Annotated in this window: 24 protein-coding genes; 13 read left to right on the top strand and 11 right to left on the bottom strand. The window is 69.0% G+C overall.

Annotated elements, in window-relative coordinates; translation table 11 throughout:
• The 11 genes from F3J14_RS23625 to upp all read right to left on the bottom strand — a co-directional run.
• On the bottom strand, positions 1–1,006 hold a 1,006-nt coding region (locus F3J14_RS23625), incomplete at its 3' end, for a collagen-like triple helix repeat-containing protein (RefSeq protein WP_166725062.1).
• Between the two features lie 460 nt (positions 1,007–1,466).
• On the bottom strand, positions 1,467–1,802 hold the full coding sequence (locus tag F3J14_RS23630; protein WP_166725063.1) for a 50S ribosome-binding protein YggL: 336 nt from the start codon (positions 1,800–1,802) through the stop codon (positions 1,467–1,469).
• Between the two features lie 121 nt (positions 1,803–1,923).
• Complete coding sequence (rng, locus tag F3J14_RS23635; RefSeq protein ID WP_166725064.1) at positions 1,924–3,393, bottom strand: ribonuclease G; 1,470 nt, start codon at positions 3,391–3,393, stop codon at positions 1,924–1,926.
• 8 nt (positions 3,394–3,401) lie between these two features.
• A complete protein-coding gene (locus F3J14_RS23640) occupies positions 3,402–4,034 on the bottom strand; it encodes a Maf family protein (RefSeq protein WP_166725065.1) in 633 nt (210 codons plus the stop codon).
• Positions 4,035–4,084: 50 nt separating this feature from the next.
• Entirely contained in the window at positions 4,085–4,555 is a 471-nt protein-coding gene (rlmH, locus tag F3J14_RS23645; protein WP_011657522.1) for a 23S rRNA (pseudouridine(1915)-N(3))-methyltransferase RlmH, read from the bottom strand.
• A gap of 19 nt (positions 4,556–4,574) precedes the next feature.
• A complete protein-coding gene (rsfS, locus tag F3J14_RS23650; protein ID WP_006752218.1) occupies positions 4,575–5,015 on the bottom strand; it encodes a ribosome silencing factor in 441 nt (146 codons plus the stop codon).
• Between the two features lie 4 nt (positions 5,016–5,019).
• Positions 5,020–5,733 carry a nicotinate-nucleotide adenylyltransferase gene (locus F3J14_RS23655; RefSeq protein WP_166725078.1) on the bottom strand — a complete coding sequence of 238 codons (714 nt, stop codon included), beginning with the start codon at positions 5,731–5,733 and terminating at the stop codon, positions 5,020–5,022.
• 41 nt (positions 5,734–5,774) lie between these two features.
• Positions 5,775–6,695 carry an oxygen-dependent coproporphyrinogen oxidase gene (gene hemF, locus F3J14_RS23660; RefSeq protein ID WP_166725066.1) on the bottom strand — a complete coding sequence of 307 codons (921 nt, stop codon included), beginning with the start codon at positions 6,693–6,695 and terminating at the stop codon, positions 5,775–5,777.
• A gap of 111 nt (positions 6,696–6,806) precedes the next feature.
• Positions 6,807–8,087 carry a phosphoribosylamine--glycine ligase gene (gene purD / locus F3J14_RS23665; RefSeq protein WP_166725067.1) on the bottom strand — a complete coding sequence of 427 codons (1,281 nt, stop codon included), beginning with the start codon at positions 8,085–8,087 and terminating at the stop codon, positions 6,807–6,809.
• A gap of 105 nt (positions 8,088–8,192) precedes the next feature.
• Positions 8,193–8,921, bottom strand: a complete 729-nt coding sequence (locus F3J14_RS23670; RefSeq protein WP_006752214.1) for a YebC/PmpR family DNA-binding transcriptional regulator — start codon at positions 8,919–8,921, stop codon at positions 8,193–8,195.
• Positions 8,922–9,137: 216 nt separating this feature from the next.
• Positions 9,138–9,788, bottom strand: a complete 651-nt coding sequence (upp, locus tag F3J14_RS23675; RefSeq protein WP_006478229.1) for a uracil phosphoribosyltransferase — start codon at positions 9,786–9,788, stop codon at positions 9,138–9,140.
• A 224-nt stretch (positions 9,789–10,012) separates the two neighbouring features.
• On the opposite strand from upp, the gene F3J14_RS23680 reads away from it, so the two are divergent.
• From F3J14_RS23680 to F3J14_RS23740, 13 genes are all read left to right on the top strand, one after another.
• A complete protein-coding gene (locus tag F3J14_RS23680; RefSeq protein ID WP_166725068.1) occupies positions 10,013–10,792 on the top strand; it encodes an SDR family oxidoreductase in 780 nt (259 codons plus the stop codon).
• A gap of 55 nt (positions 10,793–10,847) precedes the next feature.
• Positions 10,848–11,240 carry a methylglyoxal synthase gene (locus F3J14_RS23685; protein ID WP_166725069.1) on the top strand — a complete coding sequence of 131 codons (393 nt, stop codon included), beginning with the start codon at positions 10,848–10,850 and terminating at the stop codon, positions 11,238–11,240.
• A gap of 182 nt (positions 11,241–11,422) precedes the next feature.
• Complete coding sequence (locus tag F3J14_RS23690) at positions 11,423–12,397, top strand: quinone oxidoreductase (protein ID WP_166725070.1); 975 nt, start codon at positions 11,423–11,425, stop codon at positions 12,395–12,397.
• Positions 12,398–12,705: 308 nt separating this feature from the next.
• Complete coding sequence (gene kdpF, locus F3J14_RS23695; protein ID WP_006752209.1) at positions 12,706–12,798, top strand: K(+)-transporting ATPase subunit F; 93 nt, start codon at positions 12,706–12,708, stop codon at positions 12,796–12,798.
• The gene (gene kdpA, locus F3J14_RS23700; protein ID WP_166725071.1) at positions 12,795–14,600 is read left to right on the top strand and encodes a potassium-transporting ATPase subunit KdpA; all 1,806 of its coding nucleotides are present in this window, start codon (positions 12,795–12,797) and stop codon (positions 14,598–14,600) included. Before kdpF ends, kdpA begins: the two co-directional genes overlap by 4 nt.
• A 55-nt stretch (positions 14,601–14,655) precedes the next feature.
• Positions 14,656–16,767 carry a potassium-transporting ATPase subunit KdpB gene (gene kdpB / locus F3J14_RS23705; RefSeq protein ID WP_166725072.1) on the top strand — a complete coding sequence of 704 codons (2,112 nt, stop codon included), beginning with the start codon at positions 14,656–14,658 and terminating at the stop codon, positions 16,765–16,767.
• Between the two features lie 24 nt (positions 16,768–16,791).
• Entirely contained in the window at positions 16,792–17,373 is a 582-nt protein-coding gene (gene kdpC / locus F3J14_RS23710) for a potassium-transporting ATPase subunit KdpC (RefSeq protein ID WP_166725073.1), read from the top strand.
• Between the two features lie 145 nt (positions 17,374–17,518).
• Positions 17,519–20,353, top strand: a complete 2,835-nt coding sequence (locus F3J14_RS23715; RefSeq protein ID WP_166725074.1) for a sensor histidine kinase KdpD — start codon at positions 17,519–17,521, stop codon at positions 20,351–20,353.
• Positions 20,346–21,044, top strand: a complete 699-nt coding sequence (kdpE, locus tag F3J14_RS23720; protein WP_166725075.1) for a two-component system response regulator KdpE — start codon at positions 20,346–20,348, stop codon at positions 21,042–21,044. Before F3J14_RS23715 ends, kdpE begins: the two co-directional genes overlap by 8 nt.
• A gap of 161 nt (positions 21,045–21,205) precedes the next feature.
• Positions 21,206–21,490, top strand: a complete 285-nt coding sequence (locus tag F3J14_RS23725) for a DUF333 domain-containing protein (protein ID WP_166725076.1) — start codon at positions 21,206–21,208, stop codon at positions 21,488–21,490.
• Positions 21,491–21,656: 166 nt separating this feature from the next.
• Positions 21,657–21,977, top strand: coding sequence for a quaternary ammonium compound efflux SMR transporter SugE (sugE, locus tag F3J14_RS23730; protein WP_166725077.1), 321 nt, complete (start codon positions 21,657–21,659; stop codon positions 21,975–21,977).
• Between the two features lie 222 nt (positions 21,978–22,199).
• Entirely contained in the window at positions 22,200–22,817 is a 618-nt protein-coding gene (locus F3J14_RS23735) for a DUF4126 domain-containing protein (protein WP_012364337.1), read from the top strand.
• A gap of 86 nt (positions 22,818–22,903) precedes the next feature.
• Positions 22,904–23,924 (top strand): ABC transporter permease (locus F3J14_RS23740; protein ID WP_348772013.1); only part of this gene is annotated, 1,021 nt, incomplete at its 3' end.

Here is a 23,924-nt window from a genome sequence, read left to right on the forward strand (position 1 = left end):
GTGCGCCGGTCGACAGGAGCCCCGTCACCGGTGCGAGCGGACTCGTCGCGGCCGCGCCGCCGCCGAGCAGCGCGGTGCCTGCGGTGGCGACCGTGTTGCCGGTCGCGGTCACGACGTTGCCGACACCGGTCGTGACCGGATTGTTGCCCGTCTTCGCGAGCGTCGTGCCGGCGTTCGCGACGCCGTTGCCGACGGTCGTGACGAGGTTCGTCAGCGGTGCGCCGAGCGGCGTGCTTGCCGCGGCCGTCTGCGTGAGCGAGCCGACCGTCGTCGTGATCGGCGTGATCGCCGAGCTGGCCGCGCCCGTCACCTGCGCGACCGGGCCGGTCGACAATTGCGTGCCGAGCGTCGCGCCGCCGCCCGCGATCGTGTTGCCGAGCATCGTCACGGCACCGCCGACGGGCGAGGTGACGGGCGCAAGCGGCGCCAGTGCGGAACCGCTGGCCCCCAGGCTCGACACGACCCCGCCCGTCGCGGCGACGGCCTGGCCGAGATTCGTGACCACGCCGCCCGTGCTCGCGACCGTCGTGCCGACCGGATTCGACGACGCGCCGAGCTGGCCGAGGCCCGAGCCGAGGCCGGTGCCGAGCGTCGTGACGGCCGCGCCGACATCCTGCACGACCGCGCCGAGCCCCTGCGTCGTCGCGGGGTTCGTGCCGGGCAGCGTTTGGGCCGCGATCGCCGTGCCGACGCCCGAGACGGCGCCGCCGCCGGCCGTCACGATGTTGCTCGACGCCGCGGTCGTCTGGCCGACGCCGTTGGCCGACGAGCCGCTCGCACCGTTGCCGGTGCTGCCGGTGCTGCCGTTCGACGCCGTCGTGCCGCTCGTACCGTTGCTGGTACCGCCGGTCGACGCCGTCGTGTCGCCGGACCCCGACCCGGAGCCGCCGGTGCCCTGGCTCAGCGAGCCGGAGCCGCCGCACGCGGACAGCGACATCAGCGCCGCAACGCCTGCCGCGATCATGATCATTCGGAGTCCTGCTTGATGGGTGGTGGGCGTGTTCATGTCGTCCTCGTCTCGATTATGGAAATGGATCAGGCGGCCTTCGTGTGCGCCGACGTGTCGTCGCTGCGGCAGTGAAGCGGCGGGCGCATCGTTGTTGTCTCCCTGATTGACCTGTCGCCGTGTCGCGTCTTCGCCTGAGTCGGAATCCGGAGCGCTTGCAGGACGAGTCGTTTGCATTCTTTCGTCTTGCTTGCCGATCGTGCCGGAAATCACCGGATTCGTACGATCAGAGTAGGTCCGTCGGCGCGAGCCGTCTTTTAATGATCGTTAAATTGAAGTAAGCGTCCGATTCACTGCCGGAATCGGGGTAATCACGATCGACACCGGGCGCGTCGTGTGATGGGTAGCCGAGGAGAAGGGAGGAAGGAGGGAGACGTGCGGGTGAAGCGGCGGCGCCGGCACGGTCCGCCCTCACGGGGGCAGGCGCGGGCGCCGCGCGACGGGTGAAGCAACCGGAGCGTCAGGCGTCCGGATACCACGCGTCGCTGAATTCGCTGACCTGGACGTCGGTCAGCTCCGGCCGTGCGGCCAGCCACGCACGCACGCTCTCGCGGTCGGCGTCGGTCGTCGTGCCGCGCGGCGCGCCGGAGATCACGTATGCGCCGATCCCTTCGTCGGCGGACGCGACGGTGAGCAGCCCGTTCGCTTCGACGAAATCGATGAACGAATCGATCAGCTGGCCGCGCTCGAGGTCGGACAGCTCGTTGCGGCATTGCGCGGTCGCGTTGAATGCGAGTTCCTGGAACTCGGCGATGTGGAGTTTCTTGCGCTGGCGGCGGTTGTGGCGTTGGCTCATGGTGGGTGATGTACGAGAAGAGAAAAAGGGCGGCGGCGGGCGCTGGCGCGGCATGCGCAAGCGGTCCGGGCGGCCGCATCGGGGCGCCGCGCGGCACAGCCGGCGGCGGGCAGGCGGAACGTTACATCAGCACGATATCGTACTGCTCCTGGCTCAGGTTCGACTCGACCTGCAGCGACACCGGCTTGCCGATGAAGTCGATCAGCATCGCGAGATGCTGCGACTCCTCGTCGAGGAACAGGTCGATCACCTGCTGCGCGGCGATCACGCGGAATTCGCGCGGATTGAACTGGCGCGACTCGCGCAGGATCTCGCGCAGGATGTCGTAGCACACGGTGCGCGACGTCTTCACCTGGCCCTTGCCCTGGCAGGTCGGGCACGGCTCGCACAGCACGTGCGCGAGCGATTCGCGCGTGCGCTTGCGCGTCATCTCGACGAGCCCGAGCTGCGAGAAGCCGTTGACCGTCACGCGCGTGCGGTCGCGCGACAGCGCCTTCTTCAGCTCCGACAGCACCGCGTCGCGATGCTCGGCGTTCTCCATGTCGATGAAGTCGATGATGATGATCCCGCCGAGATTGCGCAGCCGCAATTGCCGCGCGATCGTGTGCGCGGCCTCGAGGTTGGTCTTGAAGATCGTGTCGTCGAAATTGCGTGCGCCGACGTAGCCGCCGGTGTTGACGTCGATCGTCGTCATCGCCTCGGTCTGGTCGATCATCAGGTAGCCGCCCGACTTCAGGTCGACGCGGCGCGACAGCGCGCGCTGGATCTCCGTCTCGATGTTGTACAGGTCGAACAGCGGCCGCTCGCCGGTGTAGTGATGCAGCTTCGGACTCACCGCCGGCGTGAACTCGCCCGCGAATTCCGCGAGGCGCTGGTACGTCTCGCGCGAATCGACCTGGATGCGCGTCGTGTCGTCGTTCGAGAAATCGCGCAGCACGCGCTGCGCGAGGTCGAGATCCTGGTACAGCAGGCTCGTCGCCGGCAGCCGCTGCGCCTGCGCGACGATCGTTGCCCAGGTCTTGCGCAGGTACGTGACGTCGCCGGCCAGCTCCTCGGAGGTGGCATCTTCGGCGATCGTGCGCACGATGTAGCCGCCTTTCTCGTCCGGCGGGATCACGGCGGTCAGGCGCGCGCGCACGGCCTCGCGCTCGGCTTCGCTCTCGATTTTCTGCGAGATGCCGATGTGCGGCTCCTGCGGCAGATACACGAGCGTGCGGCCCGCGATGCTGACTTGCGTCGACAGTCGCGCGCCCTTCGTGCCGATCGGATCCTTGATCACCTGGACCATCAGCGTCTGGCCTTCGAACACGATCTTCTCGATCGGCTGGTGTGGCGCGCCCGACTGCGGCTCGCCGGCCAGGCGCGGATGCCAGATGTCCGCGACGTGCAGGAACGCCGCGCGCTCCAGGCCGATGTCGATGAACGCCGACTGCATGCCGGGCAGCACGCGCACGACCTTGCCGAGGTAGATGTTGCCGACCCGCCCGCGCGACAGCGTGCGCTCGACGTGAAGCTCCTGCACCGCGCCTTGCTGGACGAGTGCGACCCGTGTTTCCTGGGGCGTGAGGTTGATCAGGATTTCTTCGTTCATGGTGCGATTCAGAAGGCGAGGCGCGCGGTGCGGAGCAACGCGGCAGTCTCAAAAAGGGGCAGACCCATGATACCCGAATGGGAACCGTCGATTCGCTCGATGAATTCGGCGGCGCGCCCCTGGATCGCATACGCGCCCGCCTTGCCGAACGGCTCGCCGGTTTCGACGTAGCGCGCGAATGCGTCGCGCGGTGCCGCCGAAAAGCGCACCGACGAGCGCGACAGCGCGGGCGGCAGCAGTTCGCCGTCGGCGCCGATCACGGCAACCGCGGTCAGCACCTCGTGTTCGCGGCCCGCGAGGCGGGTCAGCATCGCGAGCGCGTCGTCGGCGTCGGCCGGCTTGCCGAGGATCGCGCCGTCGATCGTCACCGTGGTATCGGCGACGAGCACCGGCGCGGCCGGCTTGCCGCTCGCGACGAGGCGCGCACGCGCGGCCTCGGCCTTCGCGACGGTGACGCGCCGCACATACGCATCGGGGGCTTCGCCGGGCAGTTCGGCTTCGAGCGCCTCGGCGTCCTCGTCGGGGCGCGGCAGCAGCAGCTCGAAGCGTACGCCGATCTGCTGCAGCAATTCCTGGCGGCGTGGGCTTTGTGAAGCGAGGTAAAGGAGCGGGAAAAGGACGGAGGGCGTGCTGGACGGCATGGTGTCGTTATCTCGGTGAGCGCGCGCGGCGCGCGTCCGAGGACGGCACGTCATGCGCGATGATAGGGATGATTCTGCGTGATGCTCCACGCCCGGTAAAGCTGTTCGGCAAGCAGCACGCGTACCATCCCGTGCGGCAGCGTCATGCTCGAGATGCGCAGCAGCACGTCGGCGCGCGCTTTCAGCTCCGGATCGAGCCCGTCGGCGCCACCGATCACGAACGCGACATCACGGCCGTCCTGCTGCCAGCCGGGCAGCGCCTGCGCGAGCTGCATGGTGGTCCAGTCGCGGCCGCGCTCGTCGAGCGCGACGATGCGCGCGCCCTTCGGCAGCGCGGCCTCGATCTTCTGCCGCTCGGCCGCCATCACGCTGTCCGCGCTGCGGCCGCCCGAACGCAGTTCGGGCTTGATTTCGCGCAGCTCGATGCGCAGCTCGGGCGGCATCCGCTTCGTGTATTCGTCGAAGCCGGACGCGATCCAGCCGGGCATCTTGTGGCCGACCGCGAGGATGAAAAGCTTCATCGGGACGACTCGCTGCGACTCAGCGGCGGCGGGCCGCCGTCTTGCGCGCCGGGCGTGCGGGCGCTTCTTCCTCGTCGTCCTCGCCTTCGCTGGCCGTCGCGAAACCGTCCTTGCCGCCGCCGAGCTTCATCCGCACGGGCTTGTCGCCCCAGATTTCCTCGAGGTTGTAATACTGGCGCAGCGCCGGTTGCAGGATGTGCACGACGGCGTCGCCGCAGTCGACCAGCACCCATTCGCCGGTGTCTTCGCCCTCGGAGCTGACGATGTCGCCGCCGGCTTCCTTGACCTTGTCGCGCACGCTCGACGCGAGTGCCTTGGTCTGGCGGTTCGACGTACCCGACGCGACGATCACGCGGTCGAACAGTTCGGTCAGGTGGCTGGTGTTGAACACCTTGATGTCTTGCGCCTTGATGTCTTCGAGAGCGTCGACGATCACGCGCTGCAGTTTGCGGATATCCATGGAATCAGGAATGGTAGAGACGATGTTGAAGAATATAGGCCCAGACGGCGGCCGGCACATGCTCGGCCGACGCATCGGGCATTTGCGCGTGACGCGCGATGCATTCGCGCAGGTGCGCGCGGATGTCGGTTGCGGCGATATCGAACGCCAGCGTCGTATCGATCAGCAGGTGGCCGGCCGGCGTCGCTTTCAGCACGTCGGCGCCGGCCTGCCGCCGCGCGATTTCCTGCGTGACGGCCGGCGACGCCGCGCCGAGGTCGAAACCCGGGCGCGTCGACGCGCACACGTGCGCGTAGTCGAACAGCTTGCGCCAGTCGCGCCAGGTGTCGAGCCGAACCAGCTGGTCGGCGCCGATCAGCAGCGATAACGACGCCTCAGGGCCGATCCGCTCGCGCCAGCGCGCGAGCGTCTCGACCGTATAGGTTGGCCCCGCGTGCTCGATCTCGTCGGTTGCGACGGTGACCGTCACGCCGGGCAGGGACAGCGAGCCGGCAGCGGCCCGCGTCATCGCGAGCCGATGCTCGGCGGCCGACACGTCGCGCTTCTGGTACGGCTGCCCGGCCGGCAGCAGCGCGAGCTCGGTCAGGCCGAGCACGTCGGCGAACCGGCGCGCGAGCGCGAGGTGACCGTCGTGGATCGGGTCGAACGTGCCGCCCAGCAGGCCGATGCGACGTAACGGCGGGTGCGGCTGCGGGGTGGGGCGGGCGGTGGTGTCCAGAAAAACGTGTCCTGTTCTTGGGGCGGCGGGGCGCGGCGGGTTCACACCCAGTCGCGCGGCACGAGAAACTCGGTCAGGCGTGCTTCCGGCGAGCCCGGCTCGGGCTGCCAGTTGTAGCGCCAGTTCGCGACCGGCGGCATCGACATCAGGATCGATTCGGTGCGGCCGCCGCTTTGCAGGCCGAACAGCGTGCCGCGGTCGAACACGAGGTTGAATTCGACGTAGCGGCCGCGCCGGTAAGCCTGGAAGTCGCGCTCGCGCTCGCCATACGGCAGCGCGGCACGGCGCTCGACGATCGGCAGGTACGCGTTCAGGAACGCGTCGCCGACGCTTTGCATCATCTCAAACGAGCGTTCGAATCCGGGCTCGGAGAAATCGTCGAAGAAGATCCCGCCGATGCCGCGCGTCTCGTTGCGGTGCTTCAGGAAGAAATACTCGTCGCACCAGGTCTTGAAGCGCGGGTAGAGCTCGGCGCCGAACGGATCGAGCGCGTCCTTGCAGGCCTGGTGGAAATGCCGCGCGTCGTCCTCGAACGGATAAACCGGTGTCAGATCCATGCCGCCGCCGAACCAGAAGATCGGCGCCTCGCCCGGCTTCGTCGCGATCAGCATCCGCACGTTCATGTGCACGGTCGGGCAGTACGGGTTGCGCGGGTGCAGCACGAGCGACACACCGAGCGCCTCGAAGCCGCGGCCGGCCAGCTGCGGGCGCGCGGCGCTCGCCGACGGAGGCAGCGCGTCGCCCGCGACGTCGGAAAAACCGATCCCCGCGCGCTCGAACACGCGGCCGCCTTCGAGAATCCGCGTACAGCCGCCGCCGCGCAGCCGCTCTTCGGGGCCGCGCTGCCATGCGTCGGTCGCAAGCGGCGTGCCGTCGAGCGCGCCGAGCGCGTCGGCGATGCGAGTCTGCAGGCCCTGGAGGTAGGTGCGCACGCGTGGCACGTCGTAGGTGGAATCGGTCATGTCTGGACTGGGTGCCCCCGCGCGAAGCGGGGGCCGTAAAAAAGGCCGCTGCCGGGCATTCTATCGAACCCCGGCAGAGGGGCCTGCGCGAGCAGGGCGGCGGTCAGTGCGTCACGCGCTCTTGCGGTTCAGTGCACGGAAGCCGATGTCGCGCCGGTACTGCATGCCTTCGAAATTGATCTGGTTGATCGTGTCGTACGCATGCTGCTGCGCTTCGCGCACCGAATCGGCGAGGCCGACCACGCACAGCACGCGGCCGCCCGACGTGACGAGCTTGTCGCCTTCGGTGAGCGTCGTGCCCGCATGGAACGTCACGGCCTGGGCCGTCTCGGCCGGGATTCCGTTGATGCGGTCGCCCTTGCGCGGCGCGTCCGGATAGCCGTGCGCGGCCAGCACGACGCCGAGCGCGGTGCGGCGATCCCAGTCGAGCTCGACCGAATCGAGCGTGCCCGCGATCGCCTGTTCGACGACCTTCGAGAAATCGCTCTTCAGGCGCGCCATGATCGGCTGCGTCTCGGGGTCGCCCATCCGGCAGTTGAACTCGAGCGTGCGCGGATTGCCTTCCTTGTCGATCATCAGGCCCGCATACAGGAAGCCCGTGAAGCGGATGCCGTCCTTCTCCATCCCGCGTACCGTCGGCATGATGATTTCGCGCATCACGCGTGCGTGCATCTGCGGCGTGACGATCGGCGCGGGCGAATAGGCGCCCATGCCGCCCGTGTTCGGGCCGCGGTCCTCGTCGAGCAGGCGCTTGTGGTCCTGGCTCGATGCCAGTGCCAGCGCGTGCTTGCCGTCGACCATCACGATGAAGCTCGCTTCCTCGCCATCGAGGAATTCCTCGATCACGACGCGCGCGCCGGCATCCCCCAGCTTGTTGCCCGACAGCATCATGTCGACCGCGGCGTGCGCTTCTTCCAGCGTCATCGCGACGACGACGCCCTTGCCGGCCGCGAGGCCGTCGGCCTTCACGACGATCGGCGCACCCTTCGCGTCGATGTACGCGTGCGCGGCGGCGGCGTCGGAGAAGGTTTCGTAGTCGGCGGTCGGAATGCCGTGACGCTTCATGAACGCCTTCGCGAAATCCTTCGAGCTTTCGAGCTGCGCGGCTTCGCGGGTCGGGCCGAACACCTTCAGGCCGCGTGCGCGGAACAGGTTGACGATGCCGGCCGCGAGCGGCGCTTCCGGCCCGACGAGCGTGAACGCGACGCCTTCGCTTTCCGCGAAATCGGCCAGCGCGTCGAGCGACGTGATGTCGACGTTTTTCAGACGCTCATCCTGCGCCGTGCCGCCATTGCCGGGCGCGACGTAGACCATCTGGACGCGCGGCGATTGCGCGAGCTTCCACGCGAGCGCATGTTCGCGGCCGCCTGAACCGACGACGAGTAGTTTCATGGGATTCCCCGCAGACTAGAAAACAGGGCGGCCGGCACGCTCAGGCGCGCCGGCCGCGAAATCGGTCGGGCCGCCGCCGTGACTGTGGGCACGGCGGCCGGCATCTCATTCCTCGACGATGACGGCGTTCGTATACACCTCCTGCACGTCGTCGAGGTTCTCGAGCGCGTCCAGGAGCTTCTGCATCTTCGCCGCATCGTCGCCGGTGAATTCGACTTCGTTCTGCGGCTTCATCGTCACTTCGGCGAGTTCGGCCTTGAAGCCCGCGGCTTCGAGCGCATCCTTCACCGCCGAGAACGCCTGCCAGTCGCACAGCACCTCGATCGAGCCGTCGTCGTTCGTGCTGACGTCGTCCGCGCCGGCTTCGAGCGCCGCTTCCATCAGCGCGTCTTCCGACGTGCCGGGCGCGAACAGGAACTGGCCGACGTGATCGAACATGAACGCGACCGAACCGTCGGTGCCCATGTTGCCGCCGAACTTCGAGAATGCGTGGCGGACTTCCGCGACCGTGCGGGTGCGGTTGTCGGTCAGCGTGTCGACGATGATGGCCGCGCCGCTGATGCCGTAGCCTTCGTAACGGATTTCTTCGTAGTTCGCGCCGTCCGCGCCGCCGACACCGCGGTCGATCGCGCGCTTGACGTTGTCCTTCGGCATGTTGGCGTCGGCCGCCTTGTCGACCGCGAGACGCAGACGCGGGTTCGAGTTCGCGTCGCCGCCGCCGAGACGGGCCGCGACCTGGATTTCCTTGATCAGGCGGGTCCAGATCTTGCCGCGCTTTGCGTCGGCCGCTGCCTTCTTATGCTTGATGTTGGCCCATTTCGAATGACCAGCCATACCTTTCTCCGTGCCCGGGCGCGCTGCGCGGGCGATTGTGCCAATGTGTCGTTGAATCGGCGGCCGTGTCGGCGGGCGTGATGCCGCGGGGCCGCGCGTGTCGAGTAGAACGTGATTTTATCACGCGGCGACCGTCGCTTCGGGGCCGCCGCGCATGGCCGAACGGCCGGTGCGGGCTGTTGCCGCGCACCGGCCGTTCGGCCCGGCCGCGGCGCGTCAGTTCTTGGTGCCGAACAGGCGGTCGCCCGCGTCGCCCAGGCCCGGCACGATGTACGCGTGCTCGTTCAGGTGCGAGTCGAGCGACGCGACGAACAGCTTCACGTCCGGGTGCGCGTCCTGGAACACCTGCACGCCTTCGGGCGCGGCGACCAGCGCGACGAACATGATGTTCGCGGCCGGCACGTTGCGGCGCTTGAGCACGTCGACCGCGTGCACGGCCGAGTAGCCGGTCGCGACCATCGGGTCGCACAGGATGAAGATGCGGTCTTCGAGATCCGGCAGGCGCACCAGGTATTCGACCGGGCGGTGATCTTCCGCGCGGTACACGCCGATGTGGCCGACCCGCGCGGACGGGACCAGGTCGAGCAGGCCGTCCGACATCCCGATGCCCGCGCGCAGCACGGGCACGATCGCCAGCTTCTTGCCCGCGATCACCGGTGCGTCGACCGCGACGAGCGGGGTTTCGACCCGCTTGGTCGTGATTGGCAGGTTACGGGTGATCTCGTAGCCCATCAGCAGCGTGATTTCGCGCAGCAGCTCGCGGAACGTACGCGTCGACGTGTCCTTGTCGCGCATGTGCGTGAGCTTGTGCTGGATCAGCGGGTGATCGGTGATGAAGAGATTCGGGAAACGGCTGTCCTGTTTCATGACGGGGGCGCCTTGACGGCAAAAGGGGATCGGGGGCGGCGGCGGGCGCAAGCCGGCTGCCGCTTATGGCCGCAATTTTACCAAGGCGCGCCGCGCGATCCGGATATTATCGACGTCTCACGACAATCCGCGCGTCGTGTCAGCCCGTTCGCGACCGTTCGCCCGTCCGGCGATGCGTCCGGGGCCGGGCCGCGCCGGCGCGCGTCGCCATAAAGGAATCGACGATGGATCTCGGCATCGCAGGAAAGACCGCACTCGTATGCGCGGCGAGCAAGGGCCTCGGGCGCGGCTGCGCGGAAGCGCTGGCCGCCGAGGGCGTGAACCTCGTGATCGTCGCGCGCACGCGCGACACGCTGGAGGAAACCGCCGAGGAGATCCGTGCCGGGTCGAACGTGTCGGTCACCCCTGTCGCGTGCGACATCACGACGCCCGAGGGGCGCGCGGCCGCGCTCGCCGCCTGCCCGCAGCCGGACATTCTCGTGAACAATGCGGGCGGCCCGCCGCCCGGCGACTTCCGCGATTTCTCGCACGACGACTGGATCCGCGCGCTCGAGGCGAACATGCTGACGCCGATCGAGCTGATCCGCGCGACCGTCGACGGGATGATCGGGCGCGGCTTCGGCCGGATCGTCAATATCACGAGTTCGGCCGTGAAGGCGCCGATCGACGTGCTCGCGCTGTCGAACGGCGCGCGCTCGGGGCTGACCGGCTTCGTCGCGGGGCTGTCGCGCAAGGTCGCCGGCCAGGGCGTGACCATCAACAACCTGCTGCCGGGGCTGTTCGACACCGACCGGATCGCGACGACCCTTGCCGCGTCGGCGAAGGCGCAGGGCGTGACGGTCGACGAACTGCGCGCGCGGCGCGCGAAGGAGATCCCGGCCGGGCGCCTCGGCACGCGTGCCGAATTCGGCGCCGCGTGCGCGTTTCTCTGCAGCGTGCATGCCGGCTATATCACCGGGCAGAACTGGCTGCTCGACGGCGGCGCGTATCCGGGCACCTTCTGACGCACGCACCGCCATTCACGAAGACGACAACCATCGAACCACGAAGGAACCGGAGATGAGCAAACCCCGCATCGCATTGATTGCGCACGACGCGAAGAAGGACGACATCGTCGCGCTCACGGGCCAGTTCCGCGAGACGCTCGCGCAATGCCGGCTGGTCGCGACGGGCACGACGGGCGGCCGCATCACCGCCGCGCACGGGCTCGAGGTCGAGCGCAAGCTGTCGGGGCCGCTCGGCGGCGACCTGCAGATCGGTGCGGAGTTGGCCGATGGGCGCGTCGACATCGTCGTGTTCCTGCGCGACCCGATGACCGCGCAGCCGCACGATCCGGACATCACCGCGCTGGTGCGCGCGTGCGACGTGCACGACGTGCCGGTCGCGACCAACGTCGCGACCGCGCGGATGCTGCTCGACGATCTGGCGCGGAACATGCAGGACGTCTGCTAGCCGCCTGCCGGCCCGATTGCCCCTGCTTGCGTCAGGGCCATGCACACGCCCGGCGGTTGCGCGCGAGAATCGGGCGTCGCGACGCGCAGCTGCCGCCGGCGCCCGCCTGCACGGGGCGGCCCCGGCCCGCGAGTCGGCGACCCGAATATCCCCTGACCGATTCAGAAACGAGGAGCGAAACGATGCCGAAAGCAATCCGATACGACCAGCCGGGCGGCCCGGACGTGATGAAGTGGGTCGATGTCGAGGTCGGCGCGCCGAAGGCGGGCGAAGTCCGCATCCGGCAGCACGCGGTCGGGCTCAATTACATCGACGTGTATTTCCGCACGGGCCTCTATCCGCAGCCGCTGCCCGGCGGCCTCGGGATGGAGGCGGCGGGCGAGGTGACGGCCGTCGGCGACGGCGTGACCGCGCTCAAGGCGGGCGATCGCGTCGCGTACGTCGGGCAGCCGCCGGGCGCGTATGCGCAGGAGCGCGTGATGCCGGCCGAGCGGCTCGTGAAGCTGCCGGACGGAATCAGCTACGACGACGCGGCCTCGGTGATGCTGCAAGGGCTGACCGCGCACTACCTGCTGCGCCGCACGTACCCGGTGAAGGCCGGCGACACGATCCTCATCCATGCGGCGGCCGGCGGCGTCGGCCTGCTCGTGTGCCAGTGGGCGAAGGCGCTCGGCGCGACCGTGATCGGGACGGTCGGTTCCGACGAGAAGGCCGCGCTCGCAAAGGCGCACGGCTGCGATCATCCGATCGTCTACACGCGCGAGAACTTCACGCAGCGCGTGAAGGAGATCACGAACGGCGCGGGCGTGCCGGTCGTCTACGATTCGATCGGCAAGGACACCTATATCGGTTCGCTCGACTGCCTCGCGCCGCTCGGCTACTTCGTCAGCTTCGGCAATGCATCGGGCCCGCTGCCGGCGATCGACTCGAAGGAGTTCGCGTCGCGCGGCTCGCTGTTCTTCACGCGGCCGACGCTGTTCACGTACATCGCGAAGCGCGCCGATCTCGAAGCCGCGGCGGCCGAGCTGTTCGACGTGATCCTGTCGGGCAAGGTGAAGACGAGCATCAACCAGCGCTACCCGCTCGCGGAAGTCGGCCGCGCGCATGCCGACCTCGAATCGCGCAAGACGACCGGATCGACGATCCTCATTCCCTGACGCTACCTCCGTGCCGGCACCCCGCCGGCACGCGCCCTTGCGGGCGGCGCCGGCCGCCGCCCGTCCTGTCTCCTGTCCCGCCCGCCGTCCTCCGCAGCACGCGTTTACGCGTTTTTTACACCTGCCCGATCACCTTTGACCCGTCCTTTACGCGCATTCCCATAATGTTCGAGTCGTCAGATTTCGACGACGGAGAACACAAAAATGGATGGGGTTTTCATCGGTGCAATGGTGCTGTTCACCGCGCTGATCCTCGGTTTGCTTGCCGGTTGCGAGAAGCTCGTGCAATACGGTCGCGGGGGGCGAGCATGACCTGGATGCTTTGGCTGGCGGGCGCTTCGACGGCCCTGCTGTTCGCGTACCTCGTCTTTGCGCTGCTGCGCGCGGAGGACATCGAATGAACGCGAACAACCTGTTGCAGACGCTGCTGTTCATCGCCGTGCTGCTCGCGGCGGCCGTGCCCGTCGCGCGCTACCTGACCGGCGTGATGGACGGCAGCTCGCGCGTCGTGCGCGTATTCGGGCCGCTCGAGCGCGCGCTGTACCGCATCGCCGGCGTCGACGCCGGCACCGAAATGAACTGGAAGCAATACGCGGTCGCGACGATTGCGTTCAACGCGCTCGGCGTACTGTTCCTGTACGGGCTGCTGCGCCTGCAGGGCTTTCTGCCCGGCAACCTGCAGCAATTCGGCGCGATGACGCCCGACGGTGCGTTCAACACGGCCGTCAGCTTCGTCACCAATACGAACTGGCAGGACTACACACCCGAGCAGACGGTCAGCTACCTGACGCAGATGCTCGGCCTGACCGTGCAGAACTTCCTGTCGGCGGCGACCGGCATCGTCGTCGTGATCGCGCTGATCCGCGGCTTCGCGCGCCACACCGCGCAGACGATCGGCAACTTCTGGGTCGACCTCACCCGCGTGACGCTGTACGTGCTCGTGCCGATGGCGGCGCTCGTCGCCGCGCTGCTGATGAGCCAGGGCGTGATCCAGAACATGAAGGCGTACCAGGACGTGCCGGTGCTGCAGGCGAGCACCTACGCGGCGCCGAAGCTCGACGCGCAGGGCAGCCCGGTGAAGGACGACAAGGGCAACCCGGTGACGGTGCCGACCCCGCTCGTCAAGCAGACGCTCGCGATGGGCCCGGTCGCGTCGCAGGAAGCGATCAAGATGCTCGGCACCAATGGCGGCGGCTTCTTCAATGCGAACTCCGCCCATCCGTACGAGAACCCGACGCCGTTCGCGAACTTCCTGCAGATCTTCTCGATCCTGATCATCCCGGCCGCGCTGTGCCTGGTGTTCGGCCGCATGATCGGCGATCGCCGGCAGGGCATCGCGGTGCTCGCGGCGATGACGGTCGCGTTGGCGGTCGCGATCGGCGTCGAGGTGAGCGCCGAGCAGGCCGGCAACCCGACGCTCGCCGCGCTTCACGTCGACCAGTCGGCCGGCGCGCTGCAGCCGGGCGGCAACATGGAAGGCAAGGAAACGCGCTTCGGGATCGCGCAGACCGGCATCTTCACGGTCGCGACGACGGCCGCGTCGTGCGGCGCGGTCGACACGATGCACGATTCGCTGACGCCGCTCGGCGGCCTCGTGCCGCTGCTGCTGATGCAACTCGGCGAGGTGGTCTTCGGCGGTGTCGGTTCGGGCCTCTACGGGATGCTCGTGTTCGCGCTGCTCGCGGTGTTCGTCGCCGGCCTGATGATCGGCCGCACGCCCGAATACGTCGGCAAGAAGATCGAGTCGTACGAGATGAAGATGGTGTCGATCGTCGTGCTGCTCACGCCGCTGCTCGTGCTGGTCGGCACGTCGATCGCGGTGCTGGCCGACGCAGGCAAGGCCGGCATCGCGAACCCCGGCCCGCACGGCTTCTCGGAAATCCTGTACGCGTTCAGCTCGGCCGCGAACAACAACGGCAGCGCGTTCGCGGGCCTGACGGTCGGCACGCCGTTCTACAACTGGATGACCGCGATCGCGATGTGGTTCGGCCGTTTCGGCACGATCGTGCCGGTGCTGGCGATCGCCGGCTCGCTCGCCGCGAAGAAGCGCATCGCGGTGACGAGCGGCACGCTGCCGACGCACGGTCCGCTGTTCGTCGTGCTGCTGCTCGGCACCGTGCTGCTGGTGGGCGCGCTGACCTACGTGCCGGCGCTCGCGCTGGGCCCGGGCGTCGAACATCTGATGATGTGGCTGGGCGCGTAACGCGCGATCCGCATCGCGACACGTTGAAACGACTGAAGAGATTGAAGAGATCGCAATGACTCAACATTCCGCAACACGGTCCATGTTCGATCCGGCGCTGGTGCGTCCGGCGATCGTGGACTCGTTCAAGAAACTCACGCCGCGCACGCAGTTCCGCAACCCGGTGATGTTCTGCGTGTACGTCGGCAGCATCCTGACCACGATTCTGTGGATCGCGGCACTCGCCGGCCAGGCCGAGGCGCCGGCGGGCTTCATCCTCGCGATCGCGCTTTGGCTGTGGTTCACCGTGCTGTTCGCGAACTTCGCCGAAGCGCTCGCCGAAGGGCGTTCGAAGGCGCAGGCCGCGTCGCTGCGCAGCGCGAAGAAGGATGTGATGGCGAAGAAGCTGAACGAGCCGCATCCGAAGTCGCCGATCCGCATCACGACCGCGTCGGACCTGCGCCGCGGCGACGTCGTGCTGGTCGAGGCCGGCGACGTGATCCCGGCCGACGGCGAGGTGATCGACGGCGTCGCCTCGGTCGACGAATCGGCGATCACCGGCGAATCCGCACCGGTGATCCGCGAGTCGGGCGGCGACTTCTCGTCGGTGACGGGCGGCACGCGCGTGCTGTCCGACTGGATCGTCGTGACGGTCACCGCGAACCCCGGCGAGGCGTTCCTCGACCGGATGATCGCGATGGTCGAAGGCGCGAAGCGCAAGAAGACGCCGAATGAGGTCGCGCTGACGATCCTGCTCGTCGCGCTGACGATCGTGATGCTGCTCGCGACCGCGACGCTGCTGCCGTTCTCGATGTTCTCGGTCGAAGCGATGAAGGCCGGTCACGTGGTGACGATCACCGCGCTCGTCGCGCTGCTGGTGTGCCTGATCCCGACGACGATCGGCGGCCTGCTGTCCGCGATCGGCGTGGCGGGGATGAGCCGGATGATGCAGGCGAACGTGATCGCGACGTCGGGCCGCGCGGTGGAGGCGGCCGGCGACGTCGACGTGCTGCTGCTCGACAAGACCGGCACGATCACGCTGGGCAATCGCCAGGCGTCGATGTTCGTGCCCGCGCCGGGCGTGACCGAGGAAGCGCTGGCCGACGCCGCGCAGCTGTCGTCGCTCGCCGACGAAACGCCGGAAGGCCGCAGCATCGTCGTGCTGGCCAAGGAACGCTTCAACATCCGCCAGCGCGACATGGCGCAACTGCACGCGACGTTCCTCAGCTTTTCCGCGCAGACGCGAATGAGCGGCGTCGATCTGTTCCCCGAGGGGACTTCCGCCGGGGCGCCCGGTCGCGAGATCCGCAAGGGCGCGGCCGATGCGATTCGCCGCTATGTCGAGACGCACGGCAGCCGCTTCCCGGAAGAAGTGCGCCGCGCGGTCGACGACGTCGCGCGCCGCGGCAGCACGCCGCTCGTCGTGGCCGACCTGCATGACGGCGTGGCGCGCGTGCTCGGCGTGATCGAGCTGAAGGACATCGTGAAGGGCGGCATCAAGGAGCGCTTCGCGGAACTGCGCAAGATGGGCATCAAGACCGTGATGGTGACCGGCGACAACCGGTTGACGGCAGCGGCGATCGCGGCGGAGGCGGGCGTCGACGATTTCCTCGCGGAAGCGACCCCGGAAACCAAGCTCGCGACGATCCGCGAGCACCAGACGGCCGGCCGGCTCGTCGCGATGACGGGCGACGGCACCAACGACGCGCCGGCGCTCGCGCAGGCCGACGTGGCGGTGGCGATGAACACGGGTACGCAGGCCGCGAAGGAAGCCGGCAACATGGTCGACCTCGATTCGAACCCGACGAAGCTGATCGAGATCGTCGAGATCGGCAAGCAGATGCTGATGACGCGCGGCTCGCTGACGACGTTCTCGATCGCGAACGACATCGCGAAGTACTTCGCGATCATCCCGGCCGCGTTCGTGACGACGTACCCGCAGCTGCGCGTGCTCGACATCATGCACCTGAGCTCGCCGGCGTCCGCGATCCTGTCAGCGGTGATCTTCAACGCGCTGATCATCGTCGCGCTGATCCCGCTCGCGCTGAAGGGCGTCCCCTACCGGCCGCTCGGCGCCGCGTCGCTGCTGCGCCGCAACCTGCTGGTGTACGGCCTCGGCGGCCTGCTGCTGCCGTTCCCGTTCATCAAGCTGATCGACATGACGCTCGCCGCACTCGGCTGGGCCTGATGCGCCGTACCTGAAGGAACCATCATGAAAACGTTGATTCGCCCGCTCGTCGTGATCTTTGTCGTACTGACCGTCGTGACGGGGCTCGCTTACCCGGCCGTGATGACCGTGTTCGGCCAGGCCGTGTTCCCGTCGCAGGCGAACGGCAGCCTGATCGAGAAGGACGGCCGTGCGGTCGGCTCCGCGCTGATCGGCCAGCCGTTCGATGCGCCGAAGTACTTCTGGGGTCGACTGTCGGCCACCTCGCCGATGCCGTACAACGCGAGCGGCTCCGGCGGCTCGAACCTCGGCCCGCTGAATCCGTCGCTCGCCGACCAGGTGAAGGCGCGCATCGCCGCGCTGCGCGACGCGGGCACCGACTTGTCGAAGCCCGTGCCGGTCGACCTCGTGACGGCCTCGGCGAGCGGCCTCGATCCGGAGATCACGCCGGCCGCCGCCGCGTACCAGGTCGAGCGCGTCGCGAAGGCGCGCAACCTGACGGCCGACGCGGTCGCGCAGCTCGTCGCCGCGAACACGGCGGGCCGCCAGTTCGGCGTGCTCGGCGAGCCGCGCGTGAACGTGCTGAAGCTGAACCTCGCGCTCGACGCGGCGCAGGCCGCGCACTGAACGCGGATCCGGGCTTCCCGGCGCGGCTTGCGGCGCGCCGGGTCCGACTTTTCCGGCGGCGCCTGCGCCGTCTTTGCCTTTTGCGGCGATTTGGAACAACAATGCCGATACTCGCGCGCAATCCGGCGCTTCGCCTTCCTCACGCATGAACCGCCCCGATCCCGACCAACTCCTCGACAAGCTGCAGCGCGACGAAGAAAAGCAGCGGCGCGGCCAGCTCAAGATCTTCTTCGGCGCGTCCGCGGGCGTCGGCAAGACCTACGCGATGCTGCAGGCCGCGCGCCAGCGCTCGCAGGACGGCGTCGACGTCGTGGTCGGCATCGTCGAGACCCACGGCCGCGGCGAAACCGCCGCGCTGCTCGACGGCCTCGACGTGCTGCCGCTCGCGCGCATCGACTATCGCGGCCGCACGCTCGCCGAATTCGATCTCGACGGCGCGCTCGCGCGCGCCCCGCAGCTGATCCTCGTCGACGAACTCGCGCATTCGAACGTGCAGGGCGCGCGTCACCTGAAGCGCTGGCAGGACGTCTACGAACTGCTCGATGCGGGCATCGACGTGTACACCACCGTCAACGTCCAGCACCTCGAAAGCCTGAACGACGTGGTCGGCGCGATCACCGGCATTCGCGTGTGGGAGACCGTGCCCGACCGCGTGTTCGACGCGGCCGACGAGGTCACGCTGGTCGACCTGCCGGCCGAGGAGCTGCTCGAGCGGATGCGCGACGGCAAGGTGTATCTCGCGCAGCAGGCCGAGCGCGCGGTGCGCAACTTCTTCCGCAAGGGCAACCTGATCGCGCTGCGCGAACTGGCGCTGCGGCGCACGGCCGACCGCGTCGACGCGCAGATGCGCGAGTACCGTGCCGACCGTTCGATCCAGCGCATCTGGCAGGCGCGCGAGCGCTTGCTCGTGTGCGTCGGGCCCGGTCCCGAGGCGCCGACGCTGGTGCGCGCGGCCGCGCGGCTCGCCGCGAGCGTGAAGGCCGACTGGATCGCCGTGTACGTCGAGACGCCGCGGCTGCAGCGGCTGCCCGACGCGCGGCGGCAGCGCACGCTCGATGCGCTGAAGCTCGCGGCCGAACTCGGCGCGGAGACGGCCACGCTCGCCGGCGACGACGCGGTCGCCGCGCTGATCGGCTATGCGAAGGTGCGCAACGTGTCGAAGATCGTCGCGGGCGGCTCGCCGAAGGTCGGGCTCGCGCGCCGCTTCGCGCGGCCGTTCGGCGAAAAGCTCGCCGAACGCGCGGGCGACGTCGACCTGATGCTGATCCGTGCGTCGGCGAGCGACGAAGTGCGCGCGGTGCCGCTCGACGCGCGCGCCCGCGACTGGCGCGATGCGTTCGCGCAATTCGGCACGCGGCGTTCGCCGCCGCGACACTACCTGTACGCCGCCGCGATTTGCGCGGCGATCACCGGCGTCGCGAGCCTCGTGTCCGCACGGCTCGACCTCACGAACCTCGTGATGCTGTACCTGCTCGGCGTCGTGTTCTCGGCCGTGCGGCTCGGACGCGGCCCGGGCGTGCTGCAGTCGTTCCTGTCGGTTGCGGCGTTCGACTATTTCTTCGTGCCGCCGCGCATGTCGTTCTCGGTCAGCGACACGCAATACCTGCTGACCTTCTTCGGGATGCTGCTCACGTCGCTGGTGATCAGCCACCTGACGTCGACGCTGACGCGCGAGGCGAGCGTCGCGCAGCACCGCGAGCGCCGCACCGGCGCGATCTACGCGATGGCGCGCGAACTCGGCGCGGCGCTGACGACCGAACAGATCGTCGAGATCGGGAGCCGCCACGTGGGCGAGGTGTTCCGCGCGCGCGTCGCGTTCCTGCTGCCCGACAGCGCGGACCAGGTACGGCAGAAGATCGAGGAACCCGACGAGGCCGTCACGCTGACGGGCGCGGATCTCGACTGCGACGTCGGCCAGTGGGTGTACGACCAGCAGAAGCCGGCCGGCCGCGGCACCGACACGCTGCCCGCGACCGCCGCGCTGTACCTGCCGCTGAAGGCGCCGATGCGCACGCGCGGCGTGCTCGCGGTGGCGTCGCGCGAGCCGCGCGAGCTCGAGGTGCCCGAGCAGCTGCGCATGCTCGATGCGTTCGCCGCGCAGATCGCGCTCGCGCTCGAACGCGTGCACTACGTCGAGATCGCGCGCGATGCGCTCGTCAACATGGAGTCCGAGCGGCTGCGCAACTCGCTGCTGTCGGCGATCTCGCACGACCTGCGCACACCGCTCACGACGATCGTCGGCTTTTCGTCGATGCTCGCGAACGCGCGCGCGGCCGGGCCGGACGCGCCGGCGGCCGAACGCTCCGCGCAGCGCGAAGGCGAACTCGTCGACGCGATCCACGACGAGGCGCTGCGGATGACGGGCATCGTCACGAACCTGCTCGACATGGCGCGGCTGCAGGCCGGCAGCGTGCAGCTCAAGCGCGAGTGGTCGCTGCTCGAGGAAACCGTCGGCGCCGCGCTCGCCGCGTGCAAGCGCGTGCTCGCGCACCATCCCGCGCGCGTGTCGCTGCCGGCCGACCTGCCGCTCCTGCAGATGGACGCGGTGCTGATGGAGCGGCTGCTCACCAACCTGTTCGAGAACGCGGCGAAGTACACGCCGGCCGACACGCCGATCGACATCGGCGCGCAGCGCGTGACCGACGACGGGCGCCCGTTCGTGCGCGTGCACGTCGACGATCACGGCCCGGGCTTGCCGAGCGGGATGGAAACGCGCATCTTTGACAAGTTCACGCGCGGCGAGAAGGAATCGGCGACGCCGGGCATCGGGCTCGGCCTCGCGATCTGCCGCGCGATCGTCGAGGCGCACGGCGGTAGAATCGGCGCGCTCAACCGGACCGGGCCCGACGGCCGCGTGACGGGGGCGCGCTTCTGGTTCACGCTGCCGGTCGACACGCCGCCGGCCGTGCCTGCCGTACCCGACGACCTCGACGTGCCCGGCGCACCGTCACCCTCCGAGCCATTGCCAGACCATGAGTGAACCGAGCCTGACCGTCGTCCTGATCGAGGACGAAAAACAGATCCGCCGTTTCGTGCGCGCCGCGCTCGAAGAGGAGGACATCGCCGTGTTCGAGGCGGAGACGGGCAAGCAGGGGCTGATCGACGCGGCGACCCGCAAGCCCGATCTCGTGATCGTCGACCTCGGCCTGCCCGATACCGATGGCCTCGACGTGATCCGCGAGCTGCGCGGCTGGTCGGAAGTGCCGGTGATCGTGCTGTCCGCGCGCACGCAGGAAGAGGAGAAGGTCGCCGCGCTCGACGCGGGCGCCGACGACTACCTGACCAAGCCGTTCGGCGTGTCCGAATTGCGCGCGCGGATCCGCGCGCAACTGCGCCGGCGCAACCAGGGCGGCGCGAACGAATCGCCGAAGGTCAGCTTCGGCAGCGTGAGCGTCGATCTCGCGATGCGCCAGGTGTGGCGCGACGGCGAGATCGTGCACCTGACGCCGCTCGAGTACCGGCTGCTCGCGACGCTCGTGCGGCACGCGGGACGCGTGCTCACGCATCGCCAGCTGCTGCGCGACGTGTGGGGCCCGTCGCATGTCGAGAGCCACCACTATCTGCGTATCTACATGGCGCACCTGCGCCAGAAACTCGAGCGCGATCCCGCGCAGCCCGAGCACATCGTCACCGAAACGGGCGTCGGCTACCGGCTCGTCGGGGCTGCGTGATTTCGGCGTGATGCGTGCGGCGTGATGCGGCCGGAATGCAAGGCCGCGCGCCGGTGAAGTTGCATCGGCGCGACATCGCCGCCAGATGCGCCGGCCGCGCACACCCGCCACGCATTCCCCGCTATGCTGACCGTTACGCGAACGAAACCGAGGAGCGTGCAATGTCCGTCCGTCTGGTCGTCATGTGTGCGCTGGCGCTTGCCGCGTCCGGCGCGTTCTCGCAGCCGCTGCCGCCCGGGCAGCAGCCTTCGGCGCCGCAAGCGGCGCTTGCCAATCCCGCGTCGGTCAACTGCGTGAAGCTCGGCGGCCGCCACGTGATCCGCAACCTGTCGAGCGGTCAGGTCGGAATGTGCGTGTTCAAGGACGGCCGCGTGTGCGACGAATGGGCGCTGTACCGCGACGACCGCTGCGTCGGCGGTGGCGGCGCCAAGCGCGTGTCGAACTGAGCGCGGCGTGGCGCGGCCGCCGCGGCCGGACCATGCTCCGGCCCGATTCTCAATGTGGGCATCCTGCATACCTGTAAGCCTCTTGTTATACTCGGCGCCGCCCGGGGACGACCCCGGGTCATTCGATTCAACGGGGACGGCCCCATCCGAGACGGAGTAGGTCGAGATGGCATGGGTATTGTTGTTGATCGCCGGTTTGCTGGAAGTGGCCTGGGCGGCCGGCATGAAATCGTCAGAGGGTTTCACGAAACTCGGACCGTCGGTGTTTACGATGGTGACGGCACTCGCCAGCTTCGGGCTGCTCGCCGTCGCGATGCGCCAGCTGCCGCTCGGCACCGCGTATGCGGTGTGGACGGGTATCGGCGCGGTCGGCGCGTTCGTGTTCGGGATCGTCATGATGGGCGAGGCGCTGACCGTCGCCCGCGTCGCGAGCGCGTCGCTGATCGTGCTCGGGCTGGTCGGCCTGAAACTGTCGTCGGCTGCCTGATGCCGACCTGCCGGGCGCCGGCCGGCGCCCGCGCCCGGCCGTGACGCACCGCGGAATTGCGTCGGCCCTCCTGAGAGCCTGTCTATAATGGAACGCATTCGGGCCTGAATGCCGTTGCGCCGTTCGCGGCAGGCGGGGCCGGTCGCCACGCGCCCCGCGGCCGGTCATACCGACTCGATCCGATCAATCGGCAAATCGCACGGCACGTGCAAGGAGAGGGCCATGATCGAAGCCATTTCGCTCGGCGCGGGGCTCGCGTGGGCGAGCGGGCTGCGCCTTTACCTGACGGTTCTGATCGCCGGCGTGCTCGCGCGGGTCGGCTGGCTTCATCTGCCCGATACGCTGGCGGTCCTGACGTCGCCGTGGGTCATCGGCGCCGCCGCCGTGCTTGCCGTCACCGAATTCCTCGCCGACAAGATTCCCGCGTTCGATTCGCTGTGGGACGCCGTGCACACGTTCATCCGCATTCCGGCCGGCGCGGTGCTGGCCGCCGGTGCGCTCGGCCATGCCGACCCGACCGTGCTCGCGGTCGCCGGGCTGGCCGGCGGTTCGCTCGCCGGCGCCGCGCACGTCGCGAAGGCCGGCACGCGCGCGCTGATCAACCTGTCTCCGGAACCGATCTCCAACTGGGTTGCGTCGTCTACCGAGGACGGGCTTGTGTTCGGCGGCCTCGCGCTCGCGTTCTTCGTTCCGCTCGCGTTCCTCGTGCTGCTCGCGGCGTTCATCGCGGCGTCGGCGTGGGCGCTGCCGCGTCTGTGGCGCGGCGTGTCCGGCGGATTCCGCGGGATGGCCAACCACATGGTGACGCGGCTCAACTCGATCGGGGGCAAGCGCGATTGAAGGCGCCGTCACCCGCCGAGCGGCAGCACGCTGACCCGTCGCCGGCCGGGCGGCCCGGCCATGCCGGCCGCTTCGGCTGGCACGACCTGATCCACCAGGCCGCGCGGATGACCGCACGCGACTGGCGTGCCGGCGAGCTGACGCTGCTGGTGCTGGCGCTGGTGCTCGCGGTCGCGGCGCTCACGAGCGTCGGATTTCTCGCCGACCGGTTGCGCCAGGGGCTCGAGCGCGACGCGCGCCAGATGCTCGGTGCCGATTTCGTCGTGCGCGCCGACCATCCCGTCGATCCGTCGTTCGATCGGGAGGCGCGCGCACTCGGGCTGCGCACCGCGACGACCGCCATCTTCCCGAGCATGATCGCGTCGGCCGCCGGCGGTCACGCGAGCGACGCGGCACCCGCGCGCCTCGCGGCCGTGAAGGCCGTATCGCCCGACTATCCGCTGCGCGGCGCGGTCGAGATCGTGCCGGCCGGCGCGAGCGCCGCGCACAAGGCGAGCGCGATTCCCGCGCCCGGCACCGTGTGGGCCGATCCCGCGCTGCTCGATGCGTTGCATCTGAAGGCGGGGGACACCGTGCGCGTCGGGCTGCGCACGTTCACGGTCGCCGCGTCGATCTCCCGCGAGCTCGATCGCGGTTTCTCGTTCGTCAATTTCTCGCCGCGGCTGATGATGCGCGCGGACGAACTTGCCGCGACCGGGCTCACCGGCTACGGCAGCCGCGTCACGTACCGGCTGCTGATTGCCGGCGACACGCCGGCCGTCGCGCGCTTCGAGACCTACGCGCACGGGCGCGTCGACGGCGGCAAGCTGCGCGGCGTCGGCCTCGAATCGCTGCAGGAAGGTCAGCCGCAGGTGCGCCAGACGCTCGATCGTGCACGCCATTTCCTGACGCTCGTCGCGCTCCTGACCGCGCTGCTCGCCGCGGTCGCGATCGCGATGGCCGCGCAGCGCTACATGCGGCGCCATCTGGACGGCTGCGCGACGATGCGCTGCCTCGGCGTGAGCCGCCGCACGCTCGGCGCGCTGTTCGCGCTCGAATTCGCCGGCATCGGCATCGTCTCGGGCATCGCGGGCGCGGTGCTCGGCTACGGCGGCCACTGGGCGCTGC

Origin of the sequence: Burkholderia sp. Tr-862, from assembly GCF_011753085.1 — a bacterium.
GTDB lineage: Bacteria > Pseudomonadota > Gammaproteobacteria > Burkholderiales > Burkholderiaceae > Burkholderia > Burkholderia ambifaria.